The sequence below is a fragment of the Caulobacter sp. 1776 genome (assembly GCF_040545685.1).
Lineage (GTDB): Bacteria > Pseudomonadota > Alphaproteobacteria > Caulobacterales > Caulobacteraceae > Caulobacter.
The window spans coordinates 180,545-194,806 of sequence record NZ_JBEPMI010000002.1 but is presented as its reverse complement, the minus strand read 5'-3'; the positions used below and the strand labels follow the sequence as shown (position 1 = coordinate 194,806).

19 protein-coding genes and 1 other RNA gene are annotated in these 14,262 nt (G+C 67.3%); 6 read left to right on the top strand and 14 right to left on the bottom strand.

Annotation, left to right across the window (positions count from 1 at the left end; all coding sequences use genetic code 11):
- Positions 1–33 precede the first annotated feature (33 nt).
- The 6 genes from ABIC66_RS06360 to ABIC66_RS06335 form a co-directional block, all read right to left on the bottom strand.
- Positions 34–828 (bottom strand): C13 family peptidase, encoded by a 795-nt coding sequence (locus ABIC66_RS06360; RefSeq protein WP_354068668.1) that lies wholly within the window; start codon positions 826–828, stop codon positions 34–36.
- A 23-nt stretch (positions 829–851) separates the two neighbouring features.
- Positions 852–1,322: a PaaI family thioesterase gene (locus ABIC66_RS06355; RefSeq protein WP_354068666.1), complete on the bottom strand. Its 471-nt coding sequence runs from the start codon at positions 1,320–1,322 to the stop codon at positions 852–854.
- Positions 1,319–1,804, bottom strand: coding sequence for an SspB family protein (locus ABIC66_RS06350; protein WP_354068664.1), 486 nt, complete (start codon positions 1,802–1,804; stop codon positions 1,319–1,321). The genes ABIC66_RS06355 and ABIC66_RS06350 overlap by 4 nt, the downstream gene beginning before the upstream one ends.
- Before the next feature lie 439 nt (positions 1,805–2,243).
- Positions 2,244–2,608, bottom strand: a transfer-messenger RNA (tmRNA) gene (gene ssrA / locus ABIC66_RS06345).
- Complete coding sequence (locus ABIC66_RS06340) at positions 2,572–2,853, bottom strand: Atu4866 domain-containing protein (protein ID WP_354068662.1); 282 nt, start codon at positions 2,851–2,853, stop codon at positions 2,572–2,574. Before ABIC66_RS06340 ends, ssrA begins: the two co-directional genes overlap by 37 nt.
- A complete protein-coding gene (locus ABIC66_RS06335; RefSeq protein ID WP_354068661.1) occupies positions 2,850–3,002 on the bottom strand; it encodes a hypothetical protein in 153 nt (50 codons plus the stop codon). The genes ABIC66_RS06340 and ABIC66_RS06335 overlap by 4 nt, the downstream gene beginning before the upstream one ends.
- A 185-nt stretch (positions 3,003–3,187) precedes the next feature.
- Here ABIC66_RS06335 and ABIC66_RS06330 point away from each other — a divergent pair, with 185 nt between their 5' ends.
- Both ABIC66_RS06330 and ABIC66_RS06325 read left to right on the top strand, forming a co-directional pair.
- Positions 3,188–4,096 (top strand): AraC family transcriptional regulator, encoded by a 909-nt coding sequence (locus ABIC66_RS06330; protein WP_354068659.1) that lies wholly within the window; start codon positions 3,188–3,190, stop codon positions 4,094–4,096.
- Between the two features lie 96 nt (positions 4,097–4,192).
- Positions 4,193–4,855: an aquaporin gene (locus ABIC66_RS06325; protein WP_354068657.1), complete on the top strand. Its 663-nt coding sequence runs from the start codon at positions 4,193–4,195 to the stop codon at positions 4,853–4,855.
- Between the two features lie 45 nt (positions 4,856–4,900).
- Here the strand turns inward: ABIC66_RS06325 and ABIC66_RS06320 are convergent, their stop codons facing one another.
- The 5 genes from ABIC66_RS06320 to ABIC66_RS06300 all read right to left on the bottom strand — a co-directional run bounded on the left by ABIC66_RS06320 (position 4,901) and on the right by ABIC66_RS06300 (position 9,261).
- The gene (locus ABIC66_RS06320; protein WP_354068656.1) at positions 4,901–5,767 is read right to left on the bottom strand and encodes a hypothetical protein; all 867 of its coding nucleotides are present in this window, start codon (positions 5,765–5,767) and stop codon (positions 4,901–4,903) included.
- A 95-nt stretch (positions 5,768–5,862) separates the two neighbouring features.
- Positions 5,863–6,684 (bottom strand): hypothetical protein, encoded by an 822-nt coding sequence (locus tag ABIC66_RS06315; RefSeq protein ID WP_354068654.1) that lies wholly within the window; start codon positions 6,682–6,684, stop codon positions 5,863–5,865.
- A gap of 12 nt (positions 6,685–6,696) precedes the next feature.
- Entirely contained in the window at positions 6,697–7,254 is a 558-nt protein-coding gene (gene ilvN / locus ABIC66_RS06310) for an acetolactate synthase small subunit (protein WP_354068652.1), read from the bottom strand.
- A 42-nt stretch (positions 7,255–7,296) separates the two neighbouring features.
- Positions 7,297–9,102, bottom strand: coding sequence for an acetolactate synthase 3 large subunit (locus ABIC66_RS06305; protein ID WP_354068650.1), 1,806 nt, complete (start codon positions 9,100–9,102; stop codon positions 7,297–7,299).
- A 111-nt stretch (positions 9,103–9,213) separates the two neighbouring features.
- A complete protein-coding gene (locus ABIC66_RS06300; RefSeq protein WP_024265762.1) occupies positions 9,214–9,261 on the bottom strand; it encodes a hypothetical protein in 48 nt (15 codons plus the stop codon).
- A 174-nt stretch (positions 9,262–9,435) separates the two neighbouring features.
- On the opposite strand from ABIC66_RS06300, the gene ABIC66_RS06295 reads away from it, so the two are divergent.
- Positions 9,436–10,509 (top strand): serine hydrolase domain-containing protein, encoded by a 1,074-nt coding sequence (locus ABIC66_RS06295; RefSeq protein WP_354068649.1) that lies wholly within the window; start codon positions 9,436–9,438, stop codon positions 10,507–10,509.
- Here ABIC66_RS06295 and ABIC66_RS06290 read toward each other — a convergent pair.
- Positions 10,506–10,991, bottom strand: a complete 486-nt coding sequence (locus ABIC66_RS06290) for a CinA family protein (protein ID WP_354068647.1) — start codon at positions 10,989–10,991, stop codon at positions 10,506–10,508. The genes ABIC66_RS06295 and ABIC66_RS06290 overlap by 4 nt on opposite strands.
- A gap of 101 nt (positions 10,992–11,092) precedes the next feature.
- On the opposite strand from ABIC66_RS06290, the gene ABIC66_RS06285 reads away from it, so the two are divergent.
- Positions 11,093–11,626 carry a hypothetical protein gene (locus ABIC66_RS06285; protein WP_354068645.1) on the top strand — a complete coding sequence of 178 codons (534 nt, stop codon included), beginning with the start codon at positions 11,093–11,095 and terminating at the stop codon, positions 11,624–11,626.
- On the opposite strand, the gene miaA is transcribed toward ABIC66_RS06285, so the two are convergent.
- Positions 11,613–12,506: a tRNA (adenosine(37)-N6)-dimethylallyltransferase MiaA gene (miaA, locus tag ABIC66_RS06280; RefSeq protein ID WP_354068644.1), complete on the bottom strand. Its 894-nt coding sequence runs from the start codon at positions 12,504–12,506 to the stop codon at positions 11,613–11,615. The two genes, ABIC66_RS06285 and miaA, sit on opposite strands and share 14 nt — an antisense overlap.
- Here miaA and serB point away from each other — a divergent pair.
- On the top strand, positions 12,487–13,365 hold the full coding sequence (gene serB, locus ABIC66_RS06275) for a phosphoserine phosphatase SerB (protein ID WP_354068642.1): 879 nt from the start codon (positions 12,487–12,489) through the stop codon (positions 13,363–13,365). The two genes, miaA and serB, sit on opposite strands and share 20 nt — an antisense overlap.
- Entirely contained in the window at positions 13,362–14,039 is a 678-nt protein-coding gene (locus ABIC66_RS06270; protein WP_354068641.1) for an HAD family hydrolase, read from the top strand. Before serB ends, ABIC66_RS06270 begins: the two co-directional genes overlap by 4 nt.
- Here ABIC66_RS06270 and ABIC66_RS06265 read toward each other — a convergent pair.
- Positions 14,036–14,227: a hypothetical protein gene (locus ABIC66_RS06265; protein ID WP_354068639.1), complete on the bottom strand. Its 192-nt coding sequence runs from the start codon at positions 14,225–14,227 to the stop codon at positions 14,036–14,038. The genes ABIC66_RS06270 and ABIC66_RS06265 overlap by 4 nt on opposite strands.
- Between the last annotated feature and the right edge of the window lie 35 nt (positions 14,228–14,262).

Here is a 14,262-nt window from a genome sequence, read left to right as displayed (position 1 = left end):
GCGCTGCGGGCCAGGGTCAAACCCGATCGCCGGTCAAGGTGACTTTGGTTTGGCGCGATTGAACGCGTAGAGCGGCAGCATCGGCCGCAAGGCGGGTCCGATCCAGACCTGGGGCTCGGAGGCGGGCTCGGCGCCAGTCTCCTTCTCCTTGCGCGCCACGCAGGCCTGAACCCCCGCGCCCAAGGCCGCGAAGTCGCGCGCGCCGGGGGCGGACGACAGGAAGCAATCGTCGAAATACGGGTACTTGTCGCTCTCACCGCAGCCGAACGAGGCGCGGTCGGGGCGCGCGGCGGTCAGCACTAGGCGATCGCCTTTCTGCAATGGCGGAATGAAGACGCCTGAAAAGCAGGCGGAGATCACCACCACGCTAGGCCGGCTGGGGCAGGCCTCGTCGAGCAGGGCGGCCAGACGATGGGGCCGCAGCACGCCTTCGCCGAGAATCGCCCCTTCAGGCCCGCCGTGCGAGCTGATGTAGAACAGGCAGCCGGCCTTGGCGGTCCGGGCCTTGATCCGCAGAGCGTCCTGGATAGCGTTCACGTCGGCATAGCCGGGCTTGTCGGCGCGATAACGCCCGGGGCGCACCGAGAACTGCTGGATAGCGGCCTTGTCGAAGCCCAGCTCGACCAAGGCGTTGGAGACGTCGCGACGGGCGTTGTCGAAGGCCTCGGTCGGGCCGCCAGAATGGGCGTGGAAGTCGCCGGCCACCACCACGGCGGCCCAGTTCGAGAACGGGCCGGCGGCTTTAGTCGCCTGGGCGGCGGCCGGCGCGGGCTGGAGCGGCAGGAAGAGCAAAGCCAGAAGTCCGATGACCGCCGCCGCGCTCCGCATGGCTCTATCCCTTCTCGGTCGGGCTATTTCTTGAAGTTGGCGAAGGGCGTCGGGATCGCGGTGGCGGTCGACTTGGCCAGCAGCCGGCCGTCGGCGTCGTAGAGTTCGCCTTCCATGAAACAGACGGTGCGGCCCCATTTGACCACGCGGCCGACCCCGCGCAGCGATCCGGGCATGGCGGGGCGCAGGAAGCTGGTCTTCATCTCTAGAGTGGGGACGACATGGGTCATACCCGAGGTGACCAGACCCGCCACCGACATGCACTCGTCCAGCATGGCGCAGACGAAGCCGCCCTGGATCTGGCCCATCGGATTGCACAGCAGCTCGGCGCGCGCCGTGAAGCCGACCTCGACCTCGCGCTCGGCCTGGCGCACGGCCAGCATTTCGAAGCCCAGGGTCTGGGATCCGGTCGGCGCGTTCTTGGACGCGCGGAAGCGTGCGAGGATCGCCTCGTCGCTCAAGGTTTGGGGAGCGTCCGAGGCGATGCCGCTCATTTTTTCCGGAACTGGTCCAGGGAGACGATCTTGGGACCATCCTCGCCCGCCGGGACGGAGGGCTTGTCCTCGGCTTCGGGTTCTGGTTCGGGCTTGTCCTCGATCACCTCGGGCGGCGCGAACTGCAGCGCGAATTGCACCGATGGGTCATAGAAGCGGGTCAGGGCCGCGTACGGCACCGACAAGCGCTTGGGCTGGCCGCCGAACTTCAGCGTCACCGAGAAGAAGGTCTCGCCGGGGGCGAGGTCCCAGTACTGGTGCTGCAGGACGATGGTCATCTCGTCCGGATACTTGCCTAGCAGGTCCTGCGGACCCGAAACGCCGGCCGCCTTGGTCTTGAAGGTGATGTACAGGTGGTGCGGCTCGGGCAGGCCGCCGGGCGCGGCCGCTTTCTTGAGGGCCGCCTTGACCACGCCGCGCAGGGCGTCCTGGGCCATGGCCTCGTATTGCATGAGGTCTTCGGGCGGATTGGTCTGGGACATGCGCTGGAGTCGGGACTTCGAACTGAAAACGAAGCCCGGAACGTAGCGCGTCGGAGGCCTCGCGCAAAGCGGGTCCTTTGTCATCCCGGACATAGCGCAACGAAGATCCGGGGCTTCGGGAAGCGCAACCGTTTGCAGCGGTGCGCGCGGAGCTCCCGGCTCGGCGGGATCGCTTCGCGCCCCTGGGCCGGGATGACAGTTTTGCGGATTAGATGGAGGGATTCTGTTGGCAGGCTCCCCCATGCCTTCTCGAAAACAGAGGAAGGAGCCTCGGCGATGTGATGAAAAGTGGAGGGATTCTGTTGGCAGGCTCCCCCATACCCTCTCGAAAAGAGAGGAGGGAGCCTCGGCGATGTCGTGGAAAGTGAAGGGATTCTGTTGGCAGGCTCCCCCATAAATTCTCGAAAAGAGAGGAGGGAGCCTCGGCGATGTCGTGGAAAGTGGAGGGATTCTGTTGGCAGGCTCCCTCCGGGCCCCGCCTAGGGATCTGAACCCCTAGGACTTAAGAGGCGAATTCACCTGCACCGCATTACGCGGCGACGGCGAACTCTTCAGCGAAGTTATCGTTCGCATTTAGAAAAATGACCCGAAACGGTGGATCAAGCCGAGGGAAAGCAGACACCTTTACACGTCTGTCGATGCTGATCGGCCCCATGCAGTCCCATGATAACTTGGGAGAGTTTGGTGGAGCCGCCGGGAATCGCACCCGGGTCCAGTCCGCTTATTACGTGCGCGTTTATCCCCATAGTTCGGCCGAAGCCGGACAATCACAATATAGGAGCTTCCACCTCCGTATGGAAGGCCGGCTGTTCGACCGTCCCCAGGCTTAGGCGGCCGTTGGACAATGTGCCGCTGACGACCGCGCCCTGGTCCTCGAACAGCTTCAGCGTTTCGCCGACCAGAACATAGACGCCGGTGAACACGTCGGCGAAGTCGTCGCGGGTCTCGATGAAGCGGCCGTCGGCGCGCAGTTCGAGGCAGACGTGGCCGTCGGGCGAGGTCCAGACGCCGGCGACCGGGATGTGGGGAACGATGGCGGACATCATCATGGGGCGATCCTCCAGGTGCTGGCGGCAGGGGCGGGTGACATGGGCGGAAGGGCGGCGGTCATGGCGGTCAGCGCGGCCGCGCCGCCCAGCAGGACGGCGACGAACCAGCGCGGAGCCGCCACGCCGCGTCGGGGCGTGTAGCGTCTCATCACGTATCCAGATTTTGGGAGTTGCCGCGTCGGGGAGCGGAACGAGGCCACTATGGGGCATGGGCCGGTCTAGCCGGTAGACCGATGCTCCGGCATGATTGCACAATCCTACAGAACCGAACGCCGTCGCGTGACGGAGGATCGTGCAAGGCTTACAAATAGCCGCGTTCCAACAAGGAAATTCCATGAGCACGCGTGAGGCGCTGGCCGCCCTGATTGAACGATTCACACCGGAGGAAGGGCCGGTCGAGACCTGCTGCCCGAGGGTGAACCTCTATCGGCTCACCCAGCCCAGCGAGCCCAACCACGGCCTGCACGACCCGTCCTTTTGCGTGTTGGCCCAGGGCCGCAAGCGGGTCACGGTCGGCGAGGCCGTACATGAGTACGACGACAGGCACTTCTTCCTGTCGTCGATCGACGTGCCCGTGACGGGACAGGTGGTGGAGGCCTCGCCGGAGAAGCCCTATCTCAGCTTCAGGATCGTGCTCGACGCGAACCTGATCAGCGAGATGATCATGGAGTGCGGCCTAGCCGGCCGGCTGGACGCGGCGGTGACGCTGGTCGGCGGCATGTCGGCCGGGGCGATGACGCCGCAGCTGTTCGACGCCGTCGGCCGAATGGTGGCCCTGCTGGAAACGCCTGGGGACGTGGCGGTCATGGCGCCGCTGATCGAGCGCGAGATCATCTATCGCCTGCTGACCGGCGACCAGGGCCCACGCTTGGCCCAGATCGCACGCCGCGACGGCCGCCTGCGGCAGGTCAATCGCGCCATCGGCTGGATCAAGCGCCACTTCGACCAGCCGTTCAGCATCGAGGCCGTCGCCGAGGAGGCGCGGATGAGCACGTCGGCCCTGCACCAGCACTTCAAGGCGGTGACCTCGCTGTCGCCGCTGCAATATCAGAAACAGATCCGGCTGCAGGAGGCGCGGCGGCTGATCCTGGTCCAGCGCCTGGATGCGGCCACGGCCGGCCATAGCGTCGGCTATGACAGTCCCTCGCAGTTCAGCCGCGAATACGCGCGGCTGTTCGGCGCGCCGCCGCTCAGGGACGTGGCGCGGCTGCGGGAGCAGCCGGAACAGATGGCTGGCGCATAGACTAAGTAGAGCTATTCCAAGACTCGTCGAAAACCTGCATGGTCGACAGCGCAAGGGCTCGTGAACTTGCTTAAATTCGATCGGGGAGACGACGAAATGTCAAAAATTGTTGCCGAGTTCATCGGTACGTTTGCTCTGGTTCTATTTGGCTGTGGCGCGGCCGTGCTGGGCGGAGACCATGTTGGTCAGCTGGGCACGGCCCTGGCGTTTGGTTTCGCGATCATCGCCCTGGCCTACGGGATCGGTCCGGTCTCGGGCTGCCATGTCAATCCGGCGGTCAGCCTGGCGGCGTTCGTGGCCGGCCGGATGAGCGTCAAGGAGATGGGCCTCTACTGGATCGCCCAGTTCGCCGGCGCTTTGGCTGGCGCGGCCGTGCTGGCCTGCATCGCCGGCGGAACCACCCATGGTTTGGGCCAGAACGGCTGGGGTCCGGGCTATCTGGGCGAATATCCGCTGCACGCCGCCTTCGTGTTCGAGGTGGTGATGACGGCCCTGTTCGTGATCGTCATCCTGGGCGCGACCGGCGCCGACGCCGCGCCCGGCTTCGCGGGCTTGGGGATCGGCATCGCCCTGGCGGTGATCCACATCGTCGGCATCCAGGTGACCGGCGTTTCGGTCAATCCGGCCCGCAGCTTCGGTCCGGCCGTGCTGGTCGGCGGCCAGGCTCTGGCGCAGCTCTGGCTGTTTTTCGTCGCCCCGGCGATCGGCGCGATCCTCGGCGCGCTACTCTATCGCTTCAACCTCCTGAAGGTAGGCTGACCCCGAGCGTGGCGGCCCCGGCGTCCGCGCCGGGGCCGATCATCCCTACTGCACGGCGCCCGTCAGCACGAACGGGCCGATCCCGCCCTGATGCGTGCCGCTCTGCTCGCAGATGTTGGAATACACCCATCCGATATAGCCGCCGTACGAACACAGCACCTGGTCGTAGCCGCTATAGGTCTTGCCGGCGTTGATACTGTTGGGCGGCAGGGGGCCGACCTGATTGTAGCGGCTCGACTGTCCAGGCGTCCAGGTGACCGTCCCCGACACCAAGGTCAGGAACTGGACGTTTTTGGTCGCCGGCATCTTGTTGCCGCCATAGCTGCCGTTGCAGGCCGCGCCGTCCCACCAACCGGCCCAGGGGCGGTCGTACTGGCCCAGCCCTCGGCACACCGGAGCCTGGGCCATATTGGCGCCCTTGACCACATTGGCGGGCGGCGACGCGGCGGGGACCCAGGCATAGACGGGGCTGCTCGTCGGCAGGTCGCTCCAGGCCACGTCGACCTTGGCGTCGCTCTGGCCAAAGATACTGACGGTCTTGGCGATCGGGTCGACCGTCATCTTGTAGACGTAGCGCGCGCCGTCGCGGGTCATGTTCTTCAGCACCGCGCCATTGGCGTCGTAGCTGACGATTCCGTAGGACACGCGATTGTCGATGAAGCTGTAGGCCCAGGTGGTGACCCCGCCGTACTGGATGACAGGGCAGGTCGGGCTCGGCGCGCCGGTATTGGCGTTGGGCGTGCAGGTGACCTTGAGGCCGGCCGGCACTGGCGGATTGCTGCTCGCCGGCACGATGGCGATTTGCGGCGTGGTCTGCGCCTGCGACGCGGAGGCGCCCAGGGTCGCGCAAACAGCGCCGGTTCCGATCAGGATGGTCTTGAAGGCGTAGGCGACAGCTCGACGATAGGTCATGGCGTCCCTCCCAGGATCTTTGACGAGGGAAGGGTAACATCGTTATGTGAAATTAGACTGTGAGTTGTGTCACATTATAATTCGACCATAAGTCGTCAATCGGGTTGCCCATCCTCCGGCGGCAAGGGGACGGCCGGCGGCTGCGGCCGGTTCGACTCGCCGGCCTTCAGCCCGCCGCCACTGGCCAGCAGGTCGTCATAGGCCCGCTGCTGGCGCGAGAAATCGGCGCCCCGGGGCAGGACGGCGTCGAAGCGCGGGTCGCGCCCGACCGCCGCGCCGAGGGCGGCGGCGAGGATAGGGGCGATCGAGCCGACCTCGGCGTCGTCGCAAGCCCGACGCAGATGGCGGGCCTGGCCGGGAACCAGCAAGGTCACGTCCCACGAGACGCCGTCGACGCACAGCGCCGAGACGGCCCCGCCGCCATAGTCGACGATCACCGCGCGCGGCTGGCTCCAGGCCGGATCGGCGGGCAGGGACCGGAGGGGCGCGATCTGCGGCGCGGCCAGTTCGGCGTCGATATCGACCCGGCGGCCGATCTCGGGCGTGCAGCAGCCGAGGCCGGCGCGGGCCTGGACGAAGGCGCGGCCGTCGCGGCGCAGGGTGACGCGGACCACGGCCTGGCGCACGCCGCGCGCGGGCCGAGCCCAGACTTCCAGGATCAGTTCGCCCCGCTTGAGAACCTGGCTTTGCAGCGGCTGCAGTCCCCAGAGGCGGTAAAGCAGCGGGTGGACGCCGTTGTCGATCGGGATCGGCTGTTCGTCGCGCCCTGGCCGTCGGTTATAGAGCGGCTCGAGTTCGGGCGGCGGGCGCGGCACGTCCGGCGACCACCAGGTCGCCGGGTCCGGATAGGGCGGGGGCGGCGGAACCTGCTGGACGGCGAGGGCGAGCCCCGCGATCAATCCCGTCAGGCCGCTCATCACCCGGCTCCCTTACATGCCTTCGACGCCCCGCTCGATGGAAAGGACCCCGGTGCGGGAAAGTTCCACCAGGCCCAGGGGGCGCATCAGGTCCAGGAACTTGTCGATCTTGGACGGCGCGCCCGAGATCTCGAACACGAAGCTCTCCAGCGTGGTGTCGACCGGCTTGGCGCGGAAGATCTCGGCGATGCGCAGGGCCTCGACGCGGTCGACGCCCGAGCCGCGCACCTTGACCAGGGCCAGCTCGCGCTCGACGCCGTTGGGGTCGCGGGTCACGTCGTGCACGCGGCGCACGTTGACCACCTTGTTCAGCTGGGCCTCGATCTGGTCCAGCACCTGGCGCGTGCCGCGGGTCACCACGGTGATGCGGCTGGTGTGGGCCTTGCGGTCGGTCTCGGCGACCGTGAGGCTCTCGATGTTGTAGCCGCGCGCGGCGAACAGGCCGACGATGCGGTGCAGGACGCCGGGCTCGTTGTCGACGAGCAGGGCGAAGGTGGCAGTCTGCTCGGCCTGGTCCTTAGGGCTAAGGTCGTAGGCCGAGGCGGGGGCGGGTTGGACGTTGGCGGTCATGGATCGCTTCTATGCCAAAGGGTTGGGGAAGGGCAGGGGCGATCAGACCAGCCCCGCGCCATCCTCGCCGATCACGTTCCCGATGTCCTCGACCTCGCCCATGATCATCTCGTTGTGGGCCTTGCCCGAGGGGATCATCGGCAGGCAGTTCTCGTGCTTCTCGACGCGACAGTCGAAGATCACCGGCTTGTCGCTGTTGATCATCTCCAGGATCTTGCCATCCAGCTCGGCCGGGTCCGAGCAGCGAATGCCGTGGGCGCCATAGGCCTCGGCCAGCTTCACGAAGTCGGGCAGACTGTCCGAATACGAGTGACTGTAGCGCTCGCCGTGCAGCAGCTGCTGCCATTGGCGGACCATGCCCATCCATTCGTTGTTCAGGATGAAGATCTTGACCGGCAGGTCGAACTGGATCGCCGTCGACAGCTCCTGGATGCACATCTGGATCGAAGCTTCGCCGGCGATGTCGACGACCAGGCTCTTGGGATGGGCCAGTTGCACGCCCAGGGCGGCGGGCAGGCCGTAGCCCATGGTGCCGAGCCCGCCGGAGGTCATCCAGCGGTTCGGCTCCTCGAAGCGGAAGAACTGCGCGGCCCACATCTGGTGCTGGCCGACTTCGGTGGTGATGTAGACGTCCTTGTCCTTGGTCAGCTCGTACAGGCGCTCGATGGCGTACTGTGGCTTGATGACCGTGTCTGAGCGCCGATAGTTCAGGCACTGGCGGGCGCGCCACTGGTCGATCTGGGCCCACCATTCGGTCAGGGCGGCCTTGTTGGGCTGATGACCGCCCGCCTTCCAGGCGGCGATCAGGTCTTCGAGCACGCTGCCGGCGTCGCCGACGATCGGCAGGTCGACGCGAACGTTCTTGTTGATCGACGAAGCGTCGATGTCGATGTGGATCTTCTTGCTGCCTGGCGAGAAGGCGTCCAGGCGGCCCGTGACGCGGTCGTCGAAGCGGGCGCCGACGCAAATCATCACGTCGCAGTCGTGCATGGCGTTGTTGGCCTCGAATGTGCCGTGCATGCCCAGCATGCCCAGCCACGCCGGGTCGGCCGCCGGGAAGGCGCCCAGGCCCATCAGGGTCGAGGTAACCGGCGCGCCGGTCAGGGCCGCGAATTCGCGCAGGGCCTGGCTGGCCTTGGGACCGGCGTTGATCACGCCGCCGCCGGTGTAGAAGATTGGCCGGCGGGCGCCCGCGATCATCCGAGCCGCCTCGGCGATGCGGCCCGCGTCGCCCTTGGTCTTCGGCGCATAGGCGTGGGTCGAGGCGACCTCGGCCGGGCCGTAATATTCGCCCTTGGCGAACTGGACGTCCTTGGGGATGTCGATCAGCACCGGGCCCGGACGGCCGGTGGTGGCGATCTTGAAGGCCTCATGGATGATCTGCGGCAGGTCGCGGACGTCTTTGACCAGGTAGTTGTGCTTGGTGCACGAGCGGGTCATGCCGACCGTGTCGGCTTCCTGGAAGGCGTCGGTGCCGATCAGGTGGGTCGGGACCTGGCCGGTGATGACCACCATCGGGATCGAGTCCATCAGGGCGTCCATGATGCCGGTGATGGCGTTGGTCGCGCCCGGGCCCGAGGTGACCAGCACGACCCCCGGCTTGCCCGAACTGCGGGCGTAGCCCTCGGCGGCGTGCGTCGCGCCTTGCTCATGGCGGACCAGGATGTGCTGCAGGCGCGGCTCGTGGAACAGCGCGTCATAGATCGGCAGGACCGCGCCGCCCGGATAGCCGAACAGAACCTCGACGCCCTGGTCCACGAGGCCGCGAACCACGATCTCGGCGCCGGTCATGGCGCGGTCGGCTGTGTCGGCGGGAGCTTTGCTCTCGATGGTCTGGTGAGCGGTCATGGGACGGATCCGATGGGAAGGGGCGGAAAGCTGGACTGGTGGGAAGCGGAAAAGAAAAAAGGTCCCGAAGGACCTTTGCGCGCGCGACCGAGCTACGACGTGACTTCTAGGTCACCCCGCGAACGGCCGCTCCATAAGTACGATCATGGTTTTGCGCACGAGTCTTGCTCCAAAGCTACGGAATGGGTCATGACATGCACCTGATGGGGCGTCAAGGCGCTGTTTGTCGCAAGGTTGTGCCTTTTTGGGCGATGTGACCTTACCGGAGTTTCACGTGACAGGGGCAGGTTCGACCCCGCACGGTCGCGCTCTCGCAATTGAGGGGCGTCTTTAGTGTTCGGACGGCGTGAATTTCTGGCCGGGGCGGCCGCGCTGGGCTTGGCCGAAAACGCGGCGGCCGGGGTATTGTCTGGCGGAACCGCCGACAAGGCGGTCGACGCGTTCCTCAAGCTCCAGCTATTCCAGGGCGTGGTGCTGATCGGCAAGGCCGGCAAGCCGATCTACTCGCGGGCCATCGGCTTCGCCGACATCGAGGCCAAGCGGCCCGCCACGCTGGATACGCCCTACGCCATCGCCTCGATCTCCAAGTGGCTAACCACGGTCGGCCTGCTGCGGCTGGTCGAGGCTGGTAGGCTGGACCTGGACGCACCGATCACCCGCTACCTGTCCGACTACCGCGCCGACACGGGGGCCAAGGTCACGATGCGGCGGCTGATGTCCAACACCAGCGGCGTGCCCAACGGCTTCATCGCGGCTCTGAAGGCCGACCCGACCCTGCTGCCCAGCCTGGTCGAGACGCCGGTCAGCGCGGCCGAGGGCGTCAAGCGCTGGGGCATGGGCGACCTGGCCTTCGAGCCGGGCGCCCAGTTCGACTATTCGATGACCAACTGGATCATCGTCGTGGCGGTGGTCGAGGCGTTGACCGCCAAACCCTTCGCCACGGCTATCGCCGACCTGGTCACGACGCCATTGGGACTGACCCACACCGGCTTGGCCGATCCGTCCGCTCTGGCGGTCGCCTATCGCAGCGTCGAACCTCTGGTCCGGCACAACGAGGCGCGCGTGTCGTTGATGGCGGCCAGCGGCGGCTTCGTCAGCACGGCGGGCGATCTGTTGAAGGCCGCGCACGGCGTCTTCGACGGCGACCTACTGTCTCCGGCTCGCAAGCGCGAGATGCTGACGGTCATCCGCTCGGATCAGGACTACGCCCTGGGCGGCCGGGTGAAGGTGCGGTTCGACAAGGCCATGCCGCGCGTCCTGGCCTGGGAGACGGGGCGCACCGGCGGCTATCGCTCGGTGCTGGGCCACCGCCTCGACGACCAGACGACCGTGGTGCTGCTGAACAATACCGGCCTGTCGCAGAAGGTGATGGACGATCTGGCCTTCACCTTGATGGGCGTCGTCTAGGTTTCCAAGGTCCGCGCCAGTTGCTCCAGCGCAAAGGCGGCGAAGGCCTGCATGTTGGCGGCGCGCTGGTCGCCGCCGGTCTCCAGAGTGGCGCTGACCGAGACCTCCTCGCCAACCACGGCGCAGCAGCAGTGACCCGGCGCATCGCCGTAGCGGTTGCCGTCCGGGCCGGCCGCGCCGGTTTCCGACAGACCCCAGGTCGCCTTCAGGTTCTTGCGGGCCACGCGGGCAAGCATGACGGCGTAGGGCTCGCTGGCCGAGCGCAGGCCGTCCATGGCCTTCTGCGGGATGTCCATCAGGGTCAGGCGGGCCCGCGCCGTATAGACCACCGCCCCGCCGACATAGAACTTCGACGCGCCCGGCACGGCCAGCAGGGCCGCCGAGATCAGGCCGCCGGCCGAGGACTCGGCGATGGCCACGGTCTCGCCCCGGGCGATCAGGCGCTCGGCGACGCGTTCGGCCAGGGCGTTGAGGTCGGACATCTTGGTTCTCTCGTGTTGAGCCCTCTCCATAGGGGCAAGGCGCGGGCGTGCAAACACGCATGACCGAGGGCTATCGCCAAGATTGAGCGAACGTGCTCACCATGGCCAAGCTCAACCCGGAGGCCTTCGTGCTCTTGCAAGCCGCCCCGCCGCCCGCCGCCGTCCCGACACCGCCGGCGCTGCAGCGCCTCGCGCCCATCTCGCAAAAGGCGCGGCCGCTGCTGCTGACCAAGGGCGGCCGGACCGAGAACGCGGTGGTGCGCTACCAGGTCTTCCTGCGCACCATCGTCAAGCCTGGTCCGACCCCGGCGACGCCGGAGGGCGTGACGGTGTCGGCGATCCCCTGCGCCTGGACGGTCGAGTCCTACCTCCAGCGCGACCTCTGCTTCTACTCGATCACGGGCCTGCTGGGCTGCGAGGAGGGCGCGACCAAGCCGCTGACGGCCGTGGAAAACGGCCAGGTCGATCTGCCGGCCGGGACGACCTGCGAGGTCTTCGCCAAGCCCGTGACGGCGGCCGAGGATCGGGTGATCGCGGCCCTGGACCGCCTCAAGGACCAGATGTTCGACGAGGACTACCAACTGGCGGTCAAGCCGCGGCTGGTGCGGGGCGGGGCGACCATCACGGAACGCTAATCCGCTCCCAATCGGAGGTCTGGTTTCGGAACCAGGTCAGCTGGCGCTTGGCGTAGCGACGGGTCTCCTGGCGCGCGGCGTCAAGCGCCTGGTCCAGCGTGGTCTCGCCGCGCAGGTGGGCGGCGAACTCGCGATAGCCGACGGCTTTGAGCGCGGGGAGGGACGGATCTAGGCTCCGCGCCTCCATAGCCCGCACCTCGTCCAGCGCGCCGTGCTGGACCATCACCGACAGCCGCGCGTCGCAGCGGGCATAAAGCTCGGCGCGGGGCGGATCCAGCACGACGCCCTTCCAGCTGCCAGGCGCGAGAGCGGGCTTGGTGTCGGTCTGCCAGGACGTCAGCGACTTGCCGGTGGCCACGGCGACGGCGTGGGCTCTGACCAGGCGCTGGCGGTCGCCGACCTCGATGCGCGCCTCGGCCTGCGGGTCGAGCGGCTTGAGGACCTCGCGGAACTCTTCCTCGCCCCGCGCCGCGTAGAGCAGGCCGGAGATCTCGCGCTGGGTCTCGGGCACGGGCGGGACGTCCGCCAGGCCATGGGTCAGGGCGCGGAAATAGAGGCCGGTGCCGCCGACGATGATGGCCGGACGGCCGCGCGCCTCGATCTCGGCGAGCGCCTTGGTCGCCGCCTCCAGCCAACGGCCGACCGACCAGCCGACGGCGGCGTCGACCACCTCGAACAGGTGATGCGGCGCGCGGGCGGTCTCTTCCGGCGACGGTCCGGCGGTCAGAACGCGCAGGCCCGCGTAGATCTGCATCGAGTCGGCGTTGACGATCTCGCCGCCGATCCGCTCGGCCAATTGCAGCGCATGGGCCGACTTGCCGCTTGCGGTCGGGCCCGCGATCAGCCAGATGCGGGGCGCAATGTCCGAACTCTCCACCATACCGACCGTCCTCACCGTCGTGGGGGCAGACCCCGACGCATACGCATCCGCCGTTTCGCGCGTCGAGGCCAGGCTGTCCAGCCGCCGCGAGGACCTGGGGCCGCTGGCCTCGGATTTCTTCATCGAAGGCGGCGACCTGGCGGTGGTCAAGGCGGACCTGGCCGACCTGGCGGTCGATTTCGCGGTCCAACCGGCCGAAAACCGCAGGAAGCGTCTGCTGATCGCCGACATGGACTCGACGATCATCAACGTCGAGTGCCTGGACGAGCTGGCCGACTTCGCCGGCGTCAAGGAACAGGTCTCCGAGATCACCGAGCGGGCCATGCGCGGGGAACTGGCCTTCGAAGGCGCGCTGCGCGAGCGGGTCGGCATGCTGAAGGGCCTGGGCGTCGAGGCGCTGCAGACCTGCTACGACCAGCGAGTCCAGCTTAACCCCGGCGCGCGGACCCTGGTCGTCACCATGGCCAAGCACGGCGCGCGCTGCGCCCTGGTCTCCGGCGGTTTCACCTTCTTCACCAGCCGGGTGGCCGAGGCGGCGGGTTTCCACCTGAATCGCGCCAACACCTTGATCGAACTGGACGGCGCCCTGACCGGCCATGTCGGCGACCCGATCCTGGGCAAGGAGGCCAAGCTGGCCGCCCTGAACGAGGAGACGGCGGCTCTGGGCTTGACGCCGGCCGACGCCCTGGCCGTGGGCGACGGGGCCAACGACCTGGCGATGATCGAGGCCGCTGGCCTCGGCGTGGCCTATCGCGCCAAGCCGATCGTGGCGGCCCAGGCCGACGCCAAGGTCGACCATACCGACCTGACCACCTTGCTCTATTTCCAGGGCTACAGGACCGAGGAGTTCGTCCAGTGAGCTTTCCCCGCCGCGTTGAGGCCGTCGTGTTCGACATGGACGGCCTGCTGCTCGACACCGAGATCGTCTATCGCGCGGCGATGATCGAGGCCGGCAACGTCTTCGGGGTCCAGTTCACTGGCGAGACCTACGCGGCGATGGTCGGCAAGACCACGCCGGAGTGCGGGGTCATGCTGCAGGAGCTCTACGGCCAGGACTTCCCGGTCCAGTCGTACTTCGAGCGGGTCTGGGCCGATGTCGAGGATCTGCTGGCGGCCGAGACCAAGCTGAAGGCCGGGGTGATCGAGATCCTCGACTATCTCGACGACCTGGGCCTGCCGCGCGGTATCGCCACCTCGAACGGCATGGTCGCCGTGGAGAAGTATCTGGGGCGCTTCGATCTGCTGCGCCGTTTCAACGCGGTGGTCGCCCACCACGACGTCACCAAGCACAAGCCGAACCCGGAGCCCTATCTGGAAGCCGCCCGCCGCCTCGGCGTCGACCCGGCCCGCTGCCTGGCGCTCGAGGATTCGCATCCGGGCGTCCGCGCCGCCCACGCGGCCGGTATGATGACGGTGATGGTGCCCGATATCCTCGATCCGAACGAGGAGATGCACGACAAGTGCGTGCACGTCGCCGACAGCCTGCATCACGTGCTGGACCTGCTGAAGGCGTCGGTGGAGGAAATGGCCTAGCGGAACAGCGTGGCGAACACCGCCGCTGCCGAGAGCAGCACGGAATTGTTGGCCGCCTCCTCAGTGCGTTGGCGCTGTTCTTCGCGCTTCTCGCGCCGCGCCGTGGCGGCGCCGCTGAGGATCTCGTGCCAACGCTGCGGCTTGCCGTAGGCACCGGGCTCCAGGGGCGATCGAGGTTTCGAGGCCATCGGATGTCTCCACAACCGTCGCGAGTTTAGCACGC